Raw genomic sequence first — 21,800 nt, 5'->3', positions numbered from 1 at the left:
CAGGGTACGTGCTCGGCGGCGACAATCGGCGCGGGCTGTTCGCCGTTTGCGTCTTCCTTATAAGGAAGGGGTAGAAATTCTTGCGACGCTCCGAAGAGTCTCCGCGGCGCCGAGGTTGTGGCAGGCTCGATGGTGATGAACAGCCCACCGACCCCGGACCCCGCGTACAAGCCGGCCTGGCCCGAGTACAAGGAAGTCGGCGCCGACTTCATCGGCGAGGTGCTCGACGGGCGCTACCAGGTCGTCCGGCGGATCGCCAAGGGCGGGATGGCCCACGTGTTCCTGGGCAAGGATCAGACGCGGAAGTGCTACGTGGCGATCAAGCTCCTGCGCGCGTGCGGGCCGGAAGTGACGCGTCGCTTCGCGGTCGAGGCCGAGGTGTTGAGCAACATCCAGCACGCCAACATCGTGCGCGCGGTGGGTTTCGGGCAGACGCTCGACGCGCAGCCGTATATGGCACTCGAGTACCTCGAGGGCGAGACGCTGTCGCAACGCCTCGCGCGGGGCCCCTTGCCCTGGCGCGACGCGGCCGAGATCGGCGTCGAGATCGCGGGAGCCTTGCACGCGCTGCACGTCGCGGGCGTCGTCCACCGCGACATCAAGCCGGACAACATCATGCTGGCGAGCGGCGCGGACCAGCCGGTCGCCAAGGTGATCGATCTCGGGCTCGCCAGCGTGGGCGCCCCGTTCCGCGAGGCCCAGGACGCGCGCTTCACCCCGCAGCCGGACCGCCACAAGACGCAGCTAGGCCGCGTGCTCGGCACGCCCGACTACTTGCCGCCGGAGGCGGGGTACTGCGAGGCCAGCCCGCGCCTCGACGTCTACTCCCTTGGCGCGACGCTCTACCAACTCTGCACGCAGTTCCTCCCGACGTTGACCGCAGCCCGGCCGATCCACGAGGTATGTCCGGGCAGCGACGCTCCCGAGGACCTGTCGCAGCTGCTCCGCTCCGCGCTCGCGTTCGACCCCGCGGATCGACTGCCGTCCGCCGATCACCTGCGCCGCGGTCTCCTGGCAATCCTCGCCGCGCACCCGCGTACGCCGGAGCCGCGGCACCTGTTCGGGGGCAGCTACGACCGCCTCGAGGTCATCGGCGTCGGTGCGAGCGCGGTGGTCTTCCGCGCCTCCGACCGCGAACTGTCCCGCGAGGTCGCGCTCAAGGTGCTGCGCTACGCGGACCGAAGCGAGGACGACGCGATCCGCTTCCGTCGCGCGGCGAAGATCCTGTCGGCGCTGCGTCACCCGTGCATCCCGCGGATCCTCCACTTCGGCGTCGACGCCGGGCAGGCGTTCGCGGTCACGGAGCTGTGCACCGGCTCACCGGCGACGAACTTCGTCACGCCAGAAAGGCATCTACGCCCCGACGAGGCCATCGCGGTCGGACTCCAGCTTGCGAGCGCGCTCTCGGCCGTGCACGAGGTCGGCGTGATCTACCGCGATCTGCATCCGGGCAACGTTCTGATCGCGCGGGGCGAGTCACCGAAGGCGTGGCTCTTCGACTTCGACCAGGCGCAGGTGTCGCCCGAGTTCTACGCCCGGCTGACCGAGCGATGGGCGCCGCCGCCGGAGGAGCGGCCCTCGCCGGCGAACGAGCGGCCGCTGCGAAACATGGACTACGCAGCGCCCGAGGTGCGCGCCGGGGCGCTGTACACGACGGCGAGCGACGTGTACGCGCTCGGGCTGCTGCTGTTCCGCCTGCTCACCGGCCTGCGGCCGTTCCCGCCGCGCGGCGGCGAGGCGACCCCGGCGCGCAAGGTCTGTCCGGCGTGCCCACCCGGTCTCGAGCGCTTGCTGCTGGTGATGCTCAACCCCGGCCCGCATACGCGGCCGGGCCTCGCCGAGGTGCAACGCGTCCTCGAGGACGAACAGGCGGAGCTCGCGGCGGACAGCGAGGCGGAGGACGAGACCGACGAGGCCGAGACAGGCGGGAGAGACATGGTCGACGCCGTCGACATGGTGCGGGCCGAGACCGCAGCGGCGTCGGAGCCCGAGCGTCCCTTGCCTGACGAAGTGTCGGCGTCGACCTCGCGCGTCAGCTCGCGCGCGACCGCAGACCAGCCCGCCCCACACGCTGATGCGCGCCACGAGAACGTCCGGCAGCCGGCCGTCTCGGCGGCTCCGCCGGCCACACCGCGATCTCGCGCGCGAAGTGTGCTCGCGTTGATGCTCGCAGCGCTCGCAGGCGGCGTGATCGGCGGCGGGATCATGGCGCGCTCCGATCTGCCGCCGAGCCAGGACCTGGCTCAGATGATCGACGTCCCCGCGCCGCCCGAGCCCGTGGTGGCGCCGACATCAGCGAGCGACGCCACCGTGCAGGCTCGCGCTGCCAGCGAGCCGCAAGCACCCGTCAGCTCGCCCGTCGCCAGGCCCGCCGAGGCGGAGAGCCGGGACGGCAGCTTGAGTCAGGCCCCTCCGCGGGTTCGCCGTCGTGAGGTCGTGACCGCCGCCGAGGCGACCGCGGCCGTGAAGCGCTCGATGGCCTCGCTGCGGGCCTGCGAGGGCGCGCCAGAATTCGTCACCGTGGACCTCGACATCAAGCGCGGCCGCGGCGTCGTGACCGCGCTGAACTCTCGCCCGCCCGCGCCGGACGATCCCAGGTACGCGTGGCACGCGTGCGTACGTAAGGCGCTCGAGCGCGTGCGGTTCCCGGTGAGCGAGACGGCCGGGCATGTTCGGTTTCGCCTGTCTCTTGGGCCAGAAGGCGACGCGGGGTAGCCTAACCGCCCGGCGGGCCGGGAGCGCGCCATGGGTTCAGCAGCGCTTCGCCCGGAGCAGCACGGTGGTGAGCGCAAGCCCGCCGATGCCTGCTGCTACACCGGCGAGCGTTTCGACAACCGAGGACGCCTGTCCACCACTTGCATGCGCTGGCGCCGGCTGGGTTCCATCCCCGAGTCGGTCGATCGCATCCAGCGCAACGTGGAGGGCCGCGGCAAGCTTCTCCTCGCGCTCCTGGGCCTCGCCGAGCGCCTTGACCTGCTCGTCGTGGAAGCGGGACCGCAACAAGGCGAGTTCGCGCATGTGTTGGTCGCGGAGCTCGGCGATCTCGGCGGCTCGCGCGGCGCGTTCGGTGGTCAGGGCGTCTTGGAGTTGCTCGACCTGTGCGAGCAGCTCGTCGCGCTCCTGCTCCAGGCGCCGTCGTGGAGTCTCGGCGACCGCGGCGAGGCCGGGCGGGACCTCCGGCGCGACGAGGTCGCGGATCTTGACGCGGAGGGCCCGGGCGAGGCTGCGCCGCTCGGCTGGTTGCACGGGACGTCCGGCATTGAGGATCCGGCGCACGACGCCGACACCAAGCCCGCTGCGCCGCGCGAGCTCGCTGCACGAGAGGCCGCGCTCGCCGCAGAGCTGGCGGAGTCGGGAGCCGAGGACAGGGGTGACTTCGGGTTTCCTGGACATCGGAGGGCCCTTCACCGCGGCGTTCGCACCAGCGACACGTCCCACTCGAGGCCGCCGTTCCAGTGACGGCGCACGCGGACGCGCACCTGCGAGCCGATGTCCCCGCGCAGGCGCCTGGTCGCCTCGGGCGCGCCGAGCTGCGCGATCGGGACCCCATCGACGTGGAGGAGTTCGTCGCCGGCGATCAAGCCGGCGGTCGCCGCCGCGGACTGCGGCACCACGGACTGGATGACGAGCGTGCCGCGACCGGGTCGCACCGCGACCCCGATCCCACCGGCCGGCTCGCTGAACATCCGACAAAGGAAATCTGCGGCGGCGATCCCGACGGCGGTGATTCCGAGGCCGAGGCAGACGTTGCGGGCCGCCGAGCCAGGCTGCGAGAGCGCGCCGGCAAGGGCGAGCGCGCCGCCGCCGAAGCCGAGGACGGCCTGCGCGGCCTGGCGGTTCTCGGGTGTCTGCAGGGCGAGGGCGGTGGTGCTGGCGACGGCCGCTGCGACTGCGGAGCCGCCGAGGACGATGCTGTTCGTCCGGGCCTCCTCCTCGGCCGCGGCCCGCTCAGCCGCGAGCCGAGCGGCGAGCTGGCGTTCGTGCTGATGGTGCAGGCGCTGCACCTCGAGTTCGTGCAGGGCCGTCAGGGCATCGAGCTCGGCGCGCGAGCGGGCCGCTGCGATTCGCTCGAGCACGTGGGCGAGCGCCGGGTTCAGCGCCGGGTCGAGGTGTGGCGGCGTGTTGGTCGTGTTGGGCGGCGGTGGCGAGGCTGGTGATGGGCGTGACGACGCGCCCTCCCCCACACGAGCCGCTGCCTTCGCGGCGGGCGGTGCTGGGTGTGCCGGCGGCAGTGACGCGGGCGGGGGCGCGGTCCCTGGCGTGGGAGGGGCTGCGCTGGACGAGTGTGCGCCGGTCGGAGTCGGGGTCGTGTGGGGCGCTGCTCTTGTCGGCGGAGGACGAACGCCCGAGGTCGTGCTTGGCGATGGTGCGGGAGGAGCCGCGGGAGACGGCTGCGCGCCGGTCGGAGCCGAGCCTGCGGACGGCGCTCGAATGCCCGAGGTCGCGCCATTTGGCGCCGTCGCGTGTGATTCCGAGCCTGTCGGGCGTGACGTCGCACCTGTTGGGCGTGCTGTCGCGCCTGTTTGGCGTGGCACCGCGCGATCAGGTCTCTGTGCGGGTGCCGCCGACGATCGAGTTGTTGAACTGGTCTCGCTGGCTGGGGCCGGCGACGAGCGGCTCGGTGGTGCGCTTGTGGCTTGGGCCTCGTTCGAGCTGGAGCTCGAGGCGGTCGGGGCCGCGCTCTTGGGAGGCGGGGGCGTCGCGTTCTCGGTCGCGCGTCCGACGCGGTCGACCGTCGAGCCAGCGTCCGATCGAGCGCTTGCTGCTGCGAGGGGGCGCGACGCGACGGCGATCGGCGGTGTGGGGACTGATGCCGGAGCAGGCGACGACGCATCACGCATTGGCGGGGACACGTCGTGGCGCGGAGCGGCGGGTTTCGCGAGCTCGCGCCGTTGCACGATCGTCAAGTCGCACTCGATCGCCGCGGCCAGCTTGAGCACCGTCTCGAGCTTGGGGTCGGGGTCGGTGTGCTGGAACAGCGAGGTCAGGTGCGCCCGGTTGACCTCGGCGCGCTTCGCCAGTTCCGACTTGGTCACCTTGCTGGCCTCGCGGCACTGGTCGAGGCGCCGCACGACCATCGCCGTGGTGAGGTGTTCGACCCCGACGATCCCAAGGCCCAGGCCGTCGAGGACGCGCAGGACCTGCCGCAACATCGGGGCGAGCTCGGGGAAGCTGAGCAGCCGCTCGAGCTGTTGCGCCTCCATGCCGACGAGCTCCGCCGCATCCTCGACCGGCAGCCCCAGACGCTCGATCCAGCCCTTCACCTCACCCAAAAATGCAGCCGTCCCCATGTCAGCAAAGCTAGGCGGCGCGAGGTCTCGAGTACAGGCGCGATGTCGCGGCTGTACCAGGAGCGAGGACTCGATCGCGCGCTCACTGCTCGTCGTTGCGCGTGTCGGGTGTGTTTGTCGGGCGTGTCGGGCGTGTCTGTCGGGCTTGTCGGTCGTGTCGGCCGGCTCCAGCGCGAGAGCGGTCCCTGATCACCTTTTTCAGGAGAGCTGCTCGTTAAGTGCAGGTGCGGGTGCTGGTGGTCGGGAGGTGCGGTGGTCGTGCGTCAGCGATGCGCGAGGGCGTGGTCGTGCTGGTGATGTTCGTCGCCAACGTGCACGCGGGTGTGCTCCGTCGCCTCGTGGGCGTGCTCGACCACGTGATGCTCGACAATCGGCGCGTCGATCGCCAGCAGCGCGACGCCGGAGGGCGCAGGTCAGCGGTTTGAACAGGACGATCTCGGACGCGACGACCAGGCTCGAGGTCGCCGGGTCCCCGCGGTGTCAGCCGTTCGAGAGCATCCCGTTGGTACACGCGCACGCCTTCGGCGGCGTCGAGCTCTCGCAGACCCCGTGTTGATCATAGAGACTGGCATGCTGTCTTCAAGGACATCAGCGGCAACAGCTCTCACTTGTTGGGGGCACCTTCCGCAAGCTACCGAACTCGGCTACTCTGCGCGGTGATGCTCCTCCACGACGATCTTAAGAAGATCCTCCGCCGACCCGACCGGGTCGTCTTCGTGGTCGGCACCGGCGTCGCGCTCGGCGCTGTCCGGGGTTCTCCCTCCGAGGCCATGGCCTCCTGGGACGGCCTGATTCGGAGCGGCCTCGAGCGTGCCCACGCGCTCGGCAAGTTCCCGGCCGAGGAACTCGCCGACTACAAGAAGCAACTCGACCACACCCGCCATGGGGCGCTCATCCACGTCGCCAGCGTGGTGGAGGACACCCTCGGCGCTCCGGATCAGGGCGAGTTCCGCCGCTGGTTGCGCGAGACAGTCGGCACATTCGTGTCGAACCTACGTGATCGCAGCGTCCTCGACGCGATTGCCGATCACCAGAAGCGAGGCGTGCTACTCGCCACCACCAACTACGACCTGTTGCTCGAGCACGTCACCGGACTGTCTGAGGTCACATGGCGCGACCTCCCCGGTATCGACCGTACCCTCCGCGAGCGGGACGACCCGCAAGTCATCCACCTTCACGGCGCCTGGCGCCGGCCCGAATCCGTCGTTTTGGGCATAAAGTCCTACGAGGACGTATGTCGGGATCCCTATGCTCAGAGGCTTCTCGCGGCGCTTCGTACCGATCGGACCTTCGTCTTCATCGGCTGCGGCGCCGGCTTAACCGACCCCAACCTCGGCGCGTTCCTCAAGTGGACCGCCACCGTATTCGCTGGCTCGGAGGCGCGACACTACCGTCTCTGCCGCGACTCCGAGGTCGAGGCGGTTCGCGGTGAGCATCCGGACGGACAGCGCATCTTCCCGCTGTCCTACGGCCCGAAACACGCCGACCTCGCTCCCTTCCTGCTGTCGTTGCTACCGTCGCCCGCGGCCCCAACGGTCTCCACGGCCCCCCCCTCGGGCGGAGTCCCCGCGGCCCCTGCGCCTTCCGACGCATCTTCAGCGAGCGCCGGGCCGGCCCCGTCTTCTGTGCAACCGTCAGCCGTCACGCCGGCCGCTCCGCCGCAAGTTTCAACGAGTCCGCGAGGAGCGCTCCACGCCCTGCTCTGCGACCTCTTTCGCGCCGATGCTTCGGGGTTGCGTCGGCTCATCTCTCACGACCCGGAGCTGATGGTCGTGGTCGTGTTGCTCCCCGGCAAGGAGGCGTCCCTTGCGAAGCTCGCAGATGACGTCGTCGATCTTCTCGACGACCGTGGGCTCGTATCAACCCTATTCGCTCGCCTGCGCGCAAGCGAAGAATTTGGCCGCAGGCAGGCCGACATCGACCGCGTAGCGGCTCAATGGCCGTCTGCGGAGGTCTCATCTCGGTCTCCGCCTCGCGCCGATGATCGCGGCGGTTGGAAGCATTCCGGCGGCGATCCCGGACGCCGGGACCCTCCTTCGGGAGGGGCGGACGAGGGGAAGCGGCGGGCAGGTCCCTCACGCCCCAGGTCGCCGTGGGACGCCAAGGCCGAGCTCTCGCGGCTTCTCCTCAACGGGCCGTTCTTCGTCGCCGAGGCGCTCCACGAGGCCCTCCTCGGCGCGAGGCCAGCCACGGGCGCGAAGCACTTCACGATCGCGGCGGAGGTCGCAGGGAAGATCGACGCGCTCGGTGCAGGCGCCTCGGCCGCGATGATCCTGATTCCCGCCTGTCAGAAGGCCCTCAAGGCGCAGCAGAGGGCCGATCTCAGGCACGCCCAACAGGTCGTTTGTGCGCTGCTGTGCCAGTGGATGCCGCGCCGGTACGACGGTGACGATGTCCTGATTGAGCGCGAGGACGACTCCGAGTGCGCCAACCTCAAGGTACGCACTGCCAGCCTCCTTGTGTCGGCCTTCCACGTCGCCGCGGCCGACGATCGACCCGCCGCGATCGATGGCAGGCGGCGACGCGGGAAGTGGAGCCTTGACCCGCCGGTTGCGGTCGCCGGCGAGCTCCTGGACCCCAAACGGGCGGCCATGCAGATCGCGCGCGACATCATCGGACAGGACCCCGGGAATCGGGGCCAGTACGAGGACACAGAGGAGGCCGAGATAGAGTTTGCCGGCGGCCTCTTCCGTACCGCGCGGCAAGGGGTCGATCCGCGACCGCGAGACCTCACGCTCACGACGAAGCAGTGGTCCACCTTGATGGTGGCGGAGACCCGGAAGCACCTCAAGGACTACTTCCCCGATCTCCGCCAGGTCGAGCAGACGGGGGCTGCGGACGGCGAAGCCAAGCTCGTGCCAATCTTGCTGGATATCTTCAAGGACCTCGACGGCGCACCATGACCGGCCCGACCCCCATCTCCTTCATCGACGTCGCGGCCCGCAAGGACACCGACGACACCCTCCCCGAGCAGTGTGGCCTGCCGCCCGTGCGGCACCGCTTCGACGCCGACAGCCTTCACGCGATCAACGCCGCGCTGGCGGCGGAGCGGCCCTTGCTCGTGCGCGGCGAGCCTGGCACCGGCAAGAGCCAGCTCGCGCGCACGGCCGCCTTCCTGCTCGATCGCGCCTTCAGGTGGAAGGTCGTCGACGCGCAAACGCAGGTCTCCGACCTCTTCTACAGCTTCGACGCCGTGGAGCGCCTCGCCCAAGCCCAGGTCGCGGGCACGAATCGCGGCGAGACCCGCTCGGTCGCCGAGCTGCTCGACGAGCTGAACTTCGTCCGCCCGGGGCCGCTCTGGTGGGCCTTCGACGCCGAGGGCGCCGCGAAACAGGACGCCCGCTATCAGGCCCGCTCCGGCGCCACCACGGCCACCGAGCTCCCGCGCGACGCTGACCGCCGCGGCTTCGTCGTGCTCATCGACGAGATCGACAAGACCGACTCATCCGTCCCGAACGGCCTGCTCGAGGCGCTCGGACAGAGCACCTTCGCCGTCCCGCGCGGGCAGGTGGCGCTGCCGAGGAAGGGCCCCGCCCCGCTCGTCGTCATCACCACCAACGAGGAGCGCGAGCTGCCGAGCGCGTTCATCCGGCGCTGCATGGTCTTCCAGATCCCCGTCCCGACCGGGCGGACGGAGCTGATCGAGCAGCTCGTCGCGCGCGGCCGCACCCACTTCCGCCGCGCGCTCGATGAGTCGCTGCTCGTGGAGGCCGCCGAGATGGTCTTCGACGATCGCAAGGCCGCGCGGGAGCGTGGTCTTCCGCCGCCCGGCCAGGCCGAGTACCTCGATCTCCTCCGCGCCGTGCAGAGGCTGGGGGTCTCGACCGACGACCGCAGCGCCTTGCTCCGGTCGATCCGCCGCTTCGCGCTTAGGAAGCACCAAGAACTCCACGAACCCGCGAGCAAGCCGCAATGATTTGGGCCCGCGGCGTCCACCGGACACTCGTCGGCCGGGCCGAGCTGGTACGCGTCGCTGCGAAACTCGACGCCGCGGGGCTCGATGTCGATGCGGGGCTCGCGGCCGCCGCGAGCGCGCTCGGGTACGAGCCCATTCCACCGGAGCCGCCCGTGTCGTCCGGCTCCACGAACGCCGTCACCGACGTGGCTACCAGCGCCGAGGAATCGGCCGCCACGGAATTTGTCCCCTTCCCCTTCTGGCAGCCGCACACCTTCGAGTGGCGCGGCGAGGGGGCACATGAGGAGCACACGGCGGAGGCGGAGGCCGAGGAGAGCCCCGACGCCGACGCGGCTGTCATCGCGGCGATGAAGCAGATCCGGCCCCCCGTGGCCGAGCCGCTGACGCCGCGTCGACGCCTGCTCCCCCTGCTGCAGCGCACGCTGACGGCCAAGCTCGAGGGTCGCGAGCTCGACGTTGCGGCGCTGACTCGCTGCTGGACGCGAGGCGTCTACCTGCGAAGTCTCCCCCGACTGGCGCGGCGCTGCTGGCCCGGGCTGGTCGTGGTCGTCGACGTCTCGCGCCACCTGGCGACCTTCCGCTCCGACATGCGCGCGCTGCTCGACCTCCTCGCCGGCATGGTCGGCGAAGATCGGATCGAGCTTCGCCGGGTCGAGGACGACGACTTCGACGAACTCGAACATATCTCGCTGCTCGGCCGGCCTCTCCTCGCCCTCACCGACCTCGGGTGGTACGGCGACGGTGCCCATCAACGCGCTTGGCTGCGCCTCGGCCGACAGCTCCGTTGCGCCGGGGAGACCTTCCACGCGCTCGTGCCGGTCCCGACCTCGCGCTGGACCCGGCCGCTCACCACCCTCTGGTCACCGCGCCCCTGGGAACGCCCCGCGGCAGAGAACCCCGCGGAGGACCTCGACGAACGCGTGGGTCGACTCCTCGACCTCGCCGCGCACGCGCGCCGCCTCGAACCAGGTCTCCTGCGAACGCTGCGCCGGCTCCTCCCCCGCGACCAGGCCGACGTCGGCACCGAGGTCGACGCGTGGATGCACGAGGACATGTTGGGCATGTGTCCCGGTGCGACCGTCATGCGCCCCGACCGGGCCGAGGCGCGTCGGTCTCGCCTTTGTGAGCTCCCGGCGGACCTGCGAGAGGGCCTCACCGCTGCGCTGCAGACGTGGCACTGGCACCGCCAGCGCCAGCCGGAGCTGTGGTACATGGAGGCCCTCGCGCTCGCGCAGGACGGAGGGTCGGTCCCCGCATCCGAGCGCGTACGTGCCGAGCGCTTTATGGTCCGGCTCGGTCTTGGCGCGGGCGAGCCGATCGAACCGGGTGAATCATCGGAGACGTTCGCTCGCTGGCTGCGCTACGTGAAGCAGCACGCATCGCGGATCTGCGACCCGACGACGCTCGCCGGCGTGCACCTGCAGCGGATATGGTGGCGGCTGCTGCCCGAGGACGAGCCGCCCCCCGATCCCGATCCGACCTTGATCCCCGGCGCGCAACCAGGCCCCACGCAGACCTTCGCGCTGCGACAACGAGGCGAGGCGCTCATGGTCCTGCCGCACGTGGTCGCCGAGAAGGATCGTGTCCCTCGCGCACGCGTGGCAGCGATCTGGGCCGCTGCACCGAACCTCTACCCGGTCGGCCCACACGTCCCCTCCAGCCGGCTCGCGCTCCCCGCGGCCAACCTCCTCGCCCTTCCTGCAGGCACTCTCGAGCTCCGCTCCGACCGCGCGACGCTCGGCCTTCGCCCCCTCTTCAAACCGAGCTGGGCCGTGGCGATCGGCCAGGATCACTGCGGCTTATGGGTCGACGTCCTCGTCTGGGGCGTCCGCTTCCGAATGCGCTGGATCCCACCTGGCCACTTCGTGCGGGGCTCACCCGCCAGCGAGCAAGGACGCTTTCACTGGGAGGGCCCGCAGCACGAGGTCGTGCTGACCCACGGCTACTGGCTCGGCGACACGCCGGTCACGCAGGCGCTGTGGACCGCGGTGATGGGGAGCAACCCGAGCACTTTCGACGACCCAATGCGGCCGGTCGAGCAGGTCTGCTGTGACGACATCCAGGTCTTCCTCGAGCGGATGAATGACCTGATCCCGCCGGACGACGGCGAACACTTCCGCCTGCCGAGCGAGGCCGAGTGGGAGTACGCGTGTCGAGCCGGCACGACCACGGCGACTTACGTCGGCGACCTCGTGATCAAGGGCGAGAACAAGGTTGAGATTCTCGGCGCGATTGTCTGGTACGGCGGAAACAGTGCCGCCACCCACCTAGTGAAGCAGAAGCCACCGAACCCGTGGGGCCTGTACGACATGCTGGGCACCGTGTGGGAGTGGTGCAGCGACTCCTGGCAGGAGTACAGCGATATCCTCAGCAGGGCGGATAGACGCGTGCTGATCAACCCTGCAGAGGGTGGCAGCAAGGGCGATCACCGGGTCACCCGCGGTGGCAGCTGGTACTCGCTCGCTAGGGGCGTGCGTGCGGCGTCCCGCAGCCGCGACGAGCCGGACAAGCGCACCCGCGACCTGGGCTTTCGCCTGTCCCGAGGTCAGCGCCAGGGCCGTCGCCCGGAGGGTGGTGGTCCGTCCGGAGGGCGGAGTGCTCCGCGCGGGTCCAAGCTGGCTCATCCGCTGGCCCATGGCTGTCCGCCGGAGTGGGCTAACAGCTGGGGGTACGACGCACGCGGCGTGTTCGCGGGCTTCATCGTCGACGACGTCGAGTACCGCCTGCGCTGGGTCCCGCCCGGTCGCTTCATGATGGGCTCGCTCGCTACCGAGGAGGGGCGCTTTGAGGACGAGGGCCCGCAGCACGAGGTCGAGCTCACGTGCGGCTACTGGCTCGGCGAGACCCCCGTGACACAGGCGCTCTGGCAGACCGTGACGGGCGACAACCCCAGCCAGTTCCAGGGCCCCAATCTCCCCGTCGAGCAGGTCAGCTGGGAAGACTGCCTCTGGTTCTGCGCGGCCCTCGAGAGGCTCGCGCCCGGCCTCGGAATGCGCCTGCCAAGCGACGCGGAGTGGGAGTATGCATGTCGTGCTGGGACGACGGGCCCCACCTACGGAACACGCGACGACATCGCCTGGTGGTCGAATAACAGCGGCGGCCGGACTCACCTCGTGGGACAGCGGCTGCCGAACGCCTGGGGCCTGCACGACATGCTGGGCAACGTGTGGGAGTGGTGCAGCGACGCCTGGCACCTGTACAGCGATCCTGCACGCGCTGCCAGCAGCGCTGCTGCATCCCCTGCTGGTGTGCTGGTGAATCCTAGGGTGGCAGGCAGCAAGGGCGATCGCCGGGTCGGCCGCGGCGGCAGTTGGTCCTCGGGTGCGGAGTACGTGCGCGCGGCGTCCCGCTCCCACGGCGACGCAGGCAGCCCCATGCGCGGCGTGGGCTTCCGCCTGTCCCGAAGTCAGGAATAACCAGGCAACGGAGCGTCCATGGCAGGGTGGACGGCAGCAGGCGTAGGGCGGAGCCCCGACGGCCTCGCGGGAGTGAGCGCGCGCCCCCTCGTTCTCGCAGGCTAAGTACGAGGGGACCACTCGGTCTGATCGGAACCTTCGCCTCGTTGGTTACGAAGTCTACCGCCCCGGCGGCCGCGAGCCTCGCGACGAAAGTGCCTGCGGAACCGGTCGAGGAGTTCTTCACCCGACACCGCCGGCAGCGTCTGCGCGTTGCCAATCTGTTGCCAGAGCGGCCGTTGCCAGAACCAGAGCGGGCTCGGGAGGGCTCAGGAGGGCACGCCGATCTCTCGCAGAACGCCGAGCTGGGCCAGGAAACGAGGGGGCCGGAGATCGTGGCGTTCTGCAAGTGGTCGTACGGATTTCGAACCAATATCCGCGTTCGGCCATAGCTTACGGCACGACGGGAATTGCGGCCCGTTGTCGAGAGTTGCCACGCCGTTGCCAAGGGTCGTGGCGAGCACATCCACCGCCTCGCGCGCCAAAACGCGCTTGTTGACGTGGACGTAGTAGCGGTTCGTCGTCTTCAGGTCCTCATGGCGTGCGAACGCCTGGAGAGCGTAGGGCTGACCCCCCGTTCGGCGAGAGTCCCGCTCCGAGGCCCGGAAGCTGAGCAGCCGCTCGAGCTGTTGGGCCTCCATAGCACGTTGAGGAGCAGGGACTCGGATCGAGCTCGCTCGTCCGCGAGCAGGCGATGGGCGAATGCTGCGGTTCCGGCCGCCAAGTCGCGCCGGTCCGGCCCGACAGTGTCGGCGTGTCCTGGCTCGCCCTGGCCGGTGTGGTCCAACGCCGGGAAGGCCGACTCTCCGGCGTCTGGTTGACCGCCTCAATGGGTTCGGCGAACGTGGCGGCGATGCGGCGGCTTCACGAACTCCTGTGCAAGCTCTATCCACGGACAGCCGACCTCCGGCGGTTCTTGAGCCACGGAGAGCAGGGGGCAGACATCGCGCGGCACATGCCCGAAGAGGGGGTCGGGATCGTCCGACTCGCGGACGACGCTGTCGCCGAGCTCGTGCGGCGCGGGCTGGTGCAGGACGCGCTGCAGCGGGCCGCCGAGGACTTTCCGCGACAACGCGGCGAGATCGAGGCGGTCGCCCGGGCGTGCGGGGTCGACCTCGCGGCGCCGGGCGTCGGAGCGCCTGCAGGACGTGATGGGCAAGAGACCGCGGCCCGGAGGTCGCCGAAGGTCGCGGAGGCCGGGCCCGCGGAGGCCGATGCCGGCCCGCTTCGCTGGCTGCACCTCTCGGACCTGCACGTCGGCTGTCGGGGCGAGGCGGCGTGGTGGCACGTCCTCGATCAGTTCTGGCGCAGCGTCGACGAACACCTGAAGATCGTCGGCACGCCGGATCTCGTGCTGCTGACCGGCGACCTGACCTTCAAGGGCGAGCCGGCCGAGTTCGATAGGCTGACGAAGTTTCTGGAGAAGTTGCTCGGCCGCCTGCCGAAAGCCGCGGATGGGCATCCGCCGCTCGTCGTGGCGGTGCCGGGCAACCACGAAGTGCAGCGGCCGACGGGGCGTGAGGCGCTCCAGTACCGGGTGCTGCGGGACTTCGAGAAGGGGCGCGACGATCCGGACGTCGCCGATCTCCTCAAGGAGTTCTGGGACAAGCAGGACGCGTCGTTTCTGCGACCGCTGTTCGCCAACTACCTCGCGTGGTTCGACCGCGTGATCCGGCCGGGAGCAGTGCGGCCGGGGGTCAAGCTGACCACGTCGTTCTTCCCCGGCGACGTGTACGTCGAGCTCGTGCTGCCGGGGCGCTTCCCGCTCTCGATCGTCGGGCTCAACTCGGCGTGGATGCAGTACCAGGGCGGCGACTTCGAGGGCAAGCTGGCGCTGCCGCTCGAGCAGTTCCAGGCGGCGTTGCCCCACGCGCAGGGGGAGTCGCCGCTGGGGGTCCTCGAGGCGACGCACCGGGCGCTCCTCTTGATGCACCACCCGCGGAGCTGGTTGTCGAAGCCGCAGCGGCAACTGTTCGACAGCGGGATCTATCCTGGCGGGCGCTTCGTCGCGTGCCTGCACGGGCACATGCACGAGCCTGACGCGATCAACAAGTCGGAGGCCGGCGGCGTCGCCCGCTGCTACTACCAGGCGCCGTCGCTGTTCGGCGTGGAGAAGTACGGCAGCGCCGAGGAGTCGCGGGCGATCGGCTACACGTGGGCGACGCTGCGCGACGACGGCGAGCTGCGAGCCTGGCCGCTCAAGCTGAAGCGCAAGGGCGACGGCACCGAGGTCTTCGACCGCGACGACTTCTTTCACTGGGACTCGGCCGCGGGCAACGTGCTCCTCCGGCCAGGTGACGGCCGGCGCTTCGCCCGGCCACGCGCGTCGGGTGGCACGCACGGCGGAGGCAAACCAGCGAGCGACGACGACAGCGGTCCACGTGTCGAGGTCGCCGAGCCGGCGGCGATTCTGGCGTACCGCGCCTGGGTCTTGCAGCAGAAGCCCGGCGTCACGCTGATCGGCGTCGGGGGCGGGGACATGAGCCTCGACCTCGACGCGGTGTACGTGCCGCTGCGCGCACGCCCCCGCGAGCACCTCGCCAGCAAACAACTTTTGCTAGACGCTCCGCGGGGGGCCTCGGCGACGGTGCGGGCGAAGTCTGCCCCGGCGCGCACGAGGAGCTCCGTGGTGAAATTCAGTGCGGCGCCAAAGCTGCGGGCGTACGAGCCGTTCGAATTCGAGGTCGATCGTCTGTTCGGACACGTCGACACGCCGCACGCGCTGATCCTCGGCGAGCCCGGGTCAGGCAAGACGACCGCTCTGCACAAGCTCCTGCACGTGTGCGCGCGCGAGGGGCCCGAGACGCTTGGGCTGCCGGAGGGGACGGTGCCGGTGCCGTTGTGGCTGCGGCGGTTCAGCAACGGCCGGCCGCTGGCGGCGTGGCTGCAGGACGAGCTCGGAGAGCGGTCGGGCGGGAAGTTGTCGGACGACCTGGGCGCGGCGCTGTGGGCCCACGGGCGGCTCCTGCTACTCGCGGACGGGCTCGACGAGGTCGCCGACGAAAGCCTGCGCGCGCGGCTGTGCGAGTACCTCGGGGAGCAGCTCGCAGGGACGCAGGTGCGCGCGGTGGTGTCGAGCCGGTACGCGGGTTACCGGCGGGCGGTCAAGCTTCCGGAGAAATTCGCAGAGCTCGAGCTGCGGCCGCTCAGCGGGGAGCAGGTCGACCGGCTGGTGCGGCAGTGGTTCGCCGAGGCCGTGCGGGTCGTGCTCAGCGTGAGCGAACAGGAGGCGCAGGCGCGCGGCCGGGGGCTGATCGCGGCGCTGCACAGCCCGACGTATTCGACCCAGCGGCTCAAGGTGATGGTGAGCACGCCCCTGCTGCTGACGCTGCTGTGCGTGATCGTCCACCAGGGTCGGCCGATGCCGCGCAGCCGGGCGGAGTACTACGAGCGTTGCCTCGAGGTGCTGCTCCTGCGCTGGGGGCAGGAGCAGAAGCGGCGCGAGCCGCCGCTGGTGATCGACAAGGCGATGGCGGTGCTGCGACCGCTGGCGTACACGCTGCAGGCGTCCGGCGACCGCGACACGCGGATGCGCGGGGAGCTGGTGGTGCTGGTCCGCAGGCGGCTACGCGAGCTCGGGCTCGACGACAACCTGGGTGTGCAAGTGGTCGACTGGCTGCAGCGCGACGCGGGGGTGCTGCAGGAGTTCGCACCGGAGCACTTGGGCTTCGCCCACCTCGGGCTGCAGGAGTACCTGGCGGCGACGCACATCGTCGGCGAAGACGAGGCGCTGTACGACGAGCTGGCGGCTCGACTCGGCGATCCGTGGTGGCATGAGGTCGCGCGGCTGGTCGCGGCGCAGCGGGTGGCGTTCGTGCCGTTGATGCGGCGGGTGTTGAAGTCGCAAGTTTCGCAGGGCGAGCTACTCGGCGAGCTGCTCGATGAGGCGCCCGAGGCCGACGCGACGCCGCTGCTCGAGCGGCTCGACGCGGGCGGGACGTCGCGCGAGCGGGCGACGGTGCTGCGGCTCCTGCGGCGATTCTCTGGCGACGAGCGGGTGCGCGAGGTCGTGATGAAGCTGCGGGGGGACAGGGACGCGGAGGTGCGGGCTCTGGCGGCGCAGCTCCTCGAGGTCCGCGAGACCGGCGGCAAAGGCGACGGGGTCGAGGTCGTGCTGGTGTTCCCCGCCAAGCAGCGGCCGACCGCGGAGGCGCTGGCGCGGGAGCTGCGGGGGTGCGGGGTACAGGTGCTGCGAGACGCACACGGACGCCTGTTCAACGCGCTCGAGCTGAACAGCGAGCTAGCGACGGCCGGGGAGGCGCCGTGCGCGGTCGTGCTGTCAGGCCGCGGTGGGCCGGCGTGGGCCGACGCGGCGGTGCGGAGCTGCCTCGCCTACTTCGCGGACGCGAAGAAGCCGATGGCGTGGGCGCTGCTGCCCGGCGGGGAGGATGCTGTCTGGCCGGCGGAGTTCGGAGAGGCGCAGCGCTTCGACGCACGCGATGCGAACGGACTCGACGCGCTGCGGGGCTGGCTGGCGACGGCGCGACGCGGCGCTCGAGGGGTCGAGAAGGGGCAGCCCTTCGTCGAGGAGACGACGGGCATTCGCTTTCTGTGGGTGCCGGGCGGGCGCTTCGAGATGGGGATGGAGGGGGTCCGCATCGCCGAGCCTGTTTATCGGGTCAGGCTGTCGCCGTACTGGCTGGCGGAGACGCCGGTGACGAACGCGCAGTACGCGAAGTTCCTCGCGGCAAGGCGCCGGGAGCCAACGTACTGGCGCGACCGGCAGTTCTCGCACGAGGAGCAGCCGGTCGTCGGCGTGAGCTGGGACGACGCGATGCAGTTCTGCGCGTGGCTGTCGAAGGTGCTGGTCTCCTCGGGCGTGAAGGTGACGCTGCCGAGCGAGGCGCAATGGGAGTTTGCCGCGCGCGGCACGGACAGTCGACGCTACCCGTGGGGCAACGAGGAACCGGACGCGACGCGGGCGGTGTTCGGGCGCGAGGACGGGACCGCGAAGGTCGGGAGCTGTCCGGCGGGGCGAGGCCCGTTCGGGCACCTCGACCTCGCGGGCAACGTGTGGCAGTGGTGCCGCGACGGATACAACCTCGATGACTACGAGCGTCGCCGGGGGCAGGAGAGCGTTGACCCTGTCGTCGCGTGGAGGGACAACAACCGGATGATACGCAGCAGTTCTTGGAGGTTTGATGGGGTATGGGCGGCCGCCGCGCGCGACTGGCGCTGGCACGACTCCCGTTACCATGACGGCGGCTTTCGGGTGGCTGCTGAGCCCGCGAGCCCCTTGCCTCTTGGCCCTTGACTCTCCCGGTAACGCGTTCCGAGGTCCAGGGGCGGAGCCCCTCGCCGGAGGCATCAGCCGGCGCTCGTGCGCCAGCCATCGCCCGACCGCCTCGCCGCCTCAAGGACTCGACCGCACGCGTGCGCGAGACCGGCGCGGAGGTGCTGTACTTCGGGCACCGAGTGACGCGGGCCGGGCCCCGGCCCGCAGGCGAGGCTGCGGCGCTTCGAGCAACGGGTCCGCGCGCTGGTGCAGAACGGGGATGTCGAGACGGTCGGGCGGGCGACCAGGGACTTCGTCTCTGACCCCGAAAGGCGTCACCGGGAGGCCCAATGGCCAAGGATCACGGGCTCGCGGGCTCAGCAGCCACCCGAAAGCCGACGTCGCCGTAGCGGCCGCTGGACCAGTACCTGACACGCCCGGCGGCGGCCACCATCCCCTCGGCGCCTGACCAAAAGCACCCGCCGCATAGGACCCGCGGGGGTCCCCGGCCTCTTAACTGCTCGTCGTCCTTGTCGACGTCGAGGCTCCACTCCCACACGTTCCCTGCGAGGTCTGAGTGGCCGTACTTCCCGTTGCCTGCGGGGTAGATACCGACCGGCGTCGGCGCGACCAACCCCCCGAAGTTCGCCCGCATGTCACTTGGCTCGGGCTCGTCGCCCCACGGGTACCCACGCCCGTCCGGCGAAGCCACCGCCATCCACTCCGCCTCCGTCGGCAACCGCACCCGCCACTCCGGATGCTCCTCGCTCAGCCAGCGGCAGTACGCCATCGCCTCGAACCACGACACGGACACTACCGGCCGGTTCGGTGTCCGCAGTTGCTCCTCCCACTCGCCCGGCGCCTCCCACTCGTTGTGCGAGTGGATCCACCAACCCTGGTCGTCCACCCACAGCTCCTCGCGCCGATAGCCGCCGTCGTCGACGAACCGCGCGAACTCCTCCACCGTCACGAGGTACTTCCCCAGCCGCACCGAGAGCCCCTTCTCCGGGAGCAGATTTTTCACGAAGCGCTCGGCGGCGATCCGGCCGTCGCCCGCGACCCCTATCGCCTCCGCAGCTTCGATCCGCAGCCTCTCCTCCACCGCCAAGTCGCCTCTAGCGAGAAAGATGCCCTCTGTCTGGACGAGCATCTGGGCGTCGCGATCGACCAGTTCCTTCGGCAACTGGTACTTCGCGCTGCGGAATGCCGGGTCGAAGCGGCCGGTGATCGCCGTGATCCGCGCCGCCCGCAGCAGCGGCGGCTGTCTGGACCAGAGCTTGTGTACCTGCTTGACGAGGTGATCGGCGGCCGAGGTCGCGCCGCGCTCTCGGTCGAGCAGGCAGCCGGGGAACAGGTCGACCGTCTCGCGCCACTGCACGTCCAGAAGGCGCGCCTTGACGATCGTCCACCACCCGTCCCGCTCGATCGCCGCGAGCTGGGCGGCCGCGAGGTACTCCTGGAAGGTCAGGTGTTTGAACTGGAGCTGCCCCCGCCCGACCTCCTCGATCACCCCGCTGTACTCGCACTCGAAGCGCAGCCAGGCGCGCAGCGCGTCGCTCCGCTCCGCGGAGCTGCCCCCCTCGAAGCGGAGCCCGCGGACGATCGGCGCGACGACCTTCGCCGCATCGGCGAGCCCGATCTCGCGCCGCTTCAGCCCCTTCGCGCCGCCCATCATCGCCAGCGCCAGCACCGAGAGGGCCTCCTGCACCCGGACCTCGCCGTAACCGCGATCCTTGCGCGTCTGCTCGCGCGCGGCGACGAGCCAACGGATTGTGTCGCGGTAGAGCTCGGCGCGCCCCTCGGGCAGGCCGCCGCCGTGCGAGTACACGACGCACAGGCAGGTCAGCATCACCGGCGCGCTGGCGAGGCGGCGCAGCTCCTGCCGGCTGCGCAGCGCGGCGATCAGCTTCTCGGCGTACACCTCCTCGGCCGCGCCGCGCGTGCTGTCCTGGTCGGTCTCGAAGTAGGCGCGGACCCAGCGCAGGACGTAGGCGCGGACCTCGTCGGGGCCGAACGGGGTGACGCTCGCGTGGGCGAAGCCCAGCGCCCGCAGCGGTTCGACGGCGATCGGCCGGCTGGTGACGACGACCTGGCACTTCGGCCAGGCGCGCAGGATGTCCTGCAACGACGCGAACACCTGCTCGCGCAGCGCGGCGTCGCCGACCTCGTCGAGGCCGTCGAGCAGGAGCGTCGCCTCGCCGCCGACCAGGCGCCGGTCCAACGCCTCGCGGCGGGCGCGGGCCAACTCCGGCGTGTCGCCGGTGCGCGGCGTGGTCTCCTCGGCGAGGTGGTCGAGCAGGCGCGCCGCGCCCTTGCTCGCCGTCGAGGTCGCCAGGCGCGAGAGCTTGATGAAGATCGGCAGCGTCCGCGCGACCTCCCGGCCGAGGTGCACGGCGCGCCAGCTCGGGCCGTCGGGGCACGGCTCGTCGAGGAAGTCCCGCGCGAGCACGCTGGCCGCGAGCTTTAGAAAGGTGGTTTTGCCCGAGCCGGGCTGCCCCTCGATCAACAGGCGGTGGTGCTTCGGGAGCAGGTCGGCGAGGTCGACGAGGTCGCGCCGGAGGTCCTTGCCGTGCGCGTGCGTACGCAGCCGCGTGTAGAGGCGCTCGATCGGGTGGTTGAGAGCCTTGGCGGCGGCGGCGATCCCGTCGAGGCGGATATAGCGAGTCTCGTCGAGGACGGTCCGGCAGTAGGCGGCGAGGTCGAGGTCCGGCGCCGGAGCGGGCCGCGGGCCGCTCCGGAGCGTCCGGGGCTCGGGGTCCGCGCGGCGGAGCAGCACGCCCTCGCGGTCGTCCCCGGGCCAGTGGAAGAAGCCGTCGCGGTCGAAGGTCCACACGCCATCGCCACGGCGCACCGAGCGGAGCGGCCACAGCCGGACCTCCCCGCCCTGCGCGACCTGGCCGAAGGTGTAGCCGAAGACCCGCTCGCTGGTGGTCCCATGGTGCTCGAGGCCGAACAGCGACGGCGCCTGATAAAAGCTGCGCGCCGCGCCGCCGGCCTGCGAGACGTTGACGGCGTCGGGCTCGTGCATGTGGCCGAAGAGACAGGCGGTGAACCGCTGGCCGAGGTGGATCTGGCCATCGAAGATCTCGCGGCTCTTGGTCGTGAGCCACTTGCGCGGGTGGTGCATCAGCAGCAGCGCGCGTTCGACCCGGCGGAAGACGTCGAGCGGGGAACCCCCGGCGGCCGGAGCGGGCAGCGCGGCCAGGAACTGCTCGGCGGGGAGGAGCAGCTTGCCGGTGAAGTCGCCGGCCTTGTAGTGCGACCACGCGGAGTTGAGCCCGACGACCGCGAGCGGGAAGCGACCAGGTAGGTTCAGCGTGACGGTGAGGTCGCCCGGGAAGAAGGAGCGGTGCAGCACGACGCCGGACGTGCCCGTGAGCTGGGGAACGACCGTGCGCTCGAGCCAGCGGGTGTAATGGGTGAAGAGACCGGCGACGAATTCGGGGTCGTGCTTCTCCCAGATCTCGGCGCGGAGGATCTTGACATCCTCCTCGTCGGCGTCGGTCTCGTAGGCGTCGAGGATCCGGTAAGGCCGCAGGCGCGCGCCGGTCGGGCGCTCGACGTCGTGGTTGCCGGGGATCGGGACGAGCAGCGGGCGGCGACCCGTCTTCGTCTCGAGCATCGCCAGCAGGCGCTCCAGGAAGCGGTCGAGGCGACCGTACTCCCCCTCGGCGCCGGCCCAGGCGAGGTCACCGGTGAGCAGGAGCAGGTCCGGCGCGCCAACCTTGGCCAGCCAGGGGTCGACGCTGCGCTCGAAATTCTCGACGATCTGCCACCACAGCGCCTCATCCCGGCATCCGAGGTGCAGGTCCGAGAGGTGCAGCCAGCGGTAGACGGGCTCGTCGTCGGGCATCCGCCGGGGACCCTACCATGGCCCCACCAGACCGGACGAGTAGCGGCGGAGGTGGAGACGGCTACGCAAG

The 21,800-nt window shown here is 70.7% G+C and carries 10 protein-coding genes; 6 read left to right on the top strand and 4 right to left on the bottom strand.

The window, feature by feature from the left end; translation table 11 throughout:
* The first annotated feature begins 135 nt into the window (after positions 1-135).
* Positions 136-2,715 (top strand): serine/threonine-protein kinase, encoded by a 2,580-nt coding sequence (locus O0S08_RS09610; protein ID WP_269038747.1) that lies wholly within the window; start codon positions 136-138, stop codon positions 2,713-2,715.
* Between the two features lie 36 nt (positions 2,716-2,751).
* Here the strand turns inward: O0S08_RS09610 and O0S08_RS09605 are convergent, their stop codons facing one another.
* On the bottom strand, positions 2,752-3,393 hold the full coding sequence (locus O0S08_RS09605; protein ID WP_269038746.1) for a helix-turn-helix domain-containing protein: 642 nt from the start codon (positions 3,391-3,393) through the stop codon (positions 2,752-2,754).
* Positions 3,394-3,404: 11 nt separating this feature from the next.
* The gene (locus O0S08_RS09600; protein WP_269038741.1) at positions 3,405-5,291 is read right to left on the bottom strand and encodes a PDZ domain-containing protein; all 1,887 of its coding nucleotides are present in this window, start codon (positions 5,289-5,291) and stop codon (positions 3,405-3,407) included.
* 269 nt (positions 5,292-5,560) lie between these two features.
* On the opposite strand from O0S08_RS09600, the gene O0S08_RS09595 reads away from it, so the two are divergent.
* The 4 genes from O0S08_RS09595 (at position 5,561) to O0S08_RS09580 (ending at position 12,623) form a co-directional block, all read left to right on the top strand.
* Positions 5,561-5,716 (top strand): hypothetical protein, encoded by a 156-nt coding sequence (locus tag O0S08_RS09595; protein WP_269038740.1) that lies wholly within the window; start codon positions 5,561-5,563, stop codon positions 5,714-5,716.
* A 234-nt stretch (positions 5,717-5,950) separates the two neighbouring features.
* Positions 5,951-8,194 carry an SIR2 family NAD-dependent protein deacylase gene (locus O0S08_RS09590; RefSeq protein ID WP_269038739.1) on the top strand — a complete coding sequence of 748 codons (2,244 nt, stop codon included), beginning with the start codon at positions 5,951-5,953 and terminating at the stop codon, positions 8,192-8,194.
* Entirely contained in the window at positions 8,191-9,207 is a 1,017-nt protein-coding gene (locus O0S08_RS09585; protein ID WP_269038738.1) for an AAA family ATPase, read from the top strand. Before O0S08_RS09590 ends, O0S08_RS09585 begins: the two co-directional genes overlap by 4 nt.
* Entirely contained in the window at positions 9,204-12,623 is a 3,420-nt protein-coding gene (locus O0S08_RS09580; RefSeq protein ID WP_269038737.1) for a formylglycine-generating enzyme family protein, read from the top strand. Before O0S08_RS09585 ends, O0S08_RS09580 begins: the two co-directional genes overlap by 4 nt.
* A gap of 308 nt (positions 12,624-12,931) precedes the next feature.
* Here the strand turns inward: O0S08_RS09580 and O0S08_RS09575 are convergent, their stop codons facing one another.
* Complete coding sequence (locus O0S08_RS09575) at positions 12,932-13,303, bottom strand: hypothetical protein (protein WP_269038736.1); 372 nt, start codon at positions 13,301-13,303, stop codon at positions 12,932-12,934.
* Positions 13,304-13,515: 212 nt separating this feature from the next.
* Between O0S08_RS09575 and O0S08_RS09570 the strand changes: the two genes are divergently transcribed.
* Entirely contained in the window at positions 13,516-17,916 is a 4,401-nt protein-coding gene (locus tag O0S08_RS09570) for an SUMF1/EgtB/PvdO family nonheme iron enzyme (protein ID WP_269038734.1), read from the top strand.
* Between the two features lie 322 nt (positions 17,917-18,238).
* Here the strand turns inward: O0S08_RS09570 and O0S08_RS09565 are convergent, their stop codons facing one another.
* Positions 18,239-21,730: an SUMF1/EgtB/PvdO family nonheme iron enzyme gene (locus tag O0S08_RS09565; RefSeq protein WP_269038733.1), complete on the bottom strand. Its 3,492-nt coding sequence runs from the start codon at positions 21,728-21,730 to the stop codon at positions 18,239-18,241.
* Positions 21,731-21,800 lie beyond the last annotated feature (70 nt).

Origin of the sequence: Nannocystis punicea (assembly GCF_026965555.1) — a bacterium.
Lineage (GTDB): Bacteria > Myxococcota_A > Polyangia > Nannocystales > Nannocystaceae > Nannocystis > Nannocystis punicea.
Note: the sequence above shows the minus strand (reverse complement) of the source record. Positions and strands in the feature narration are given on the sequence as shown.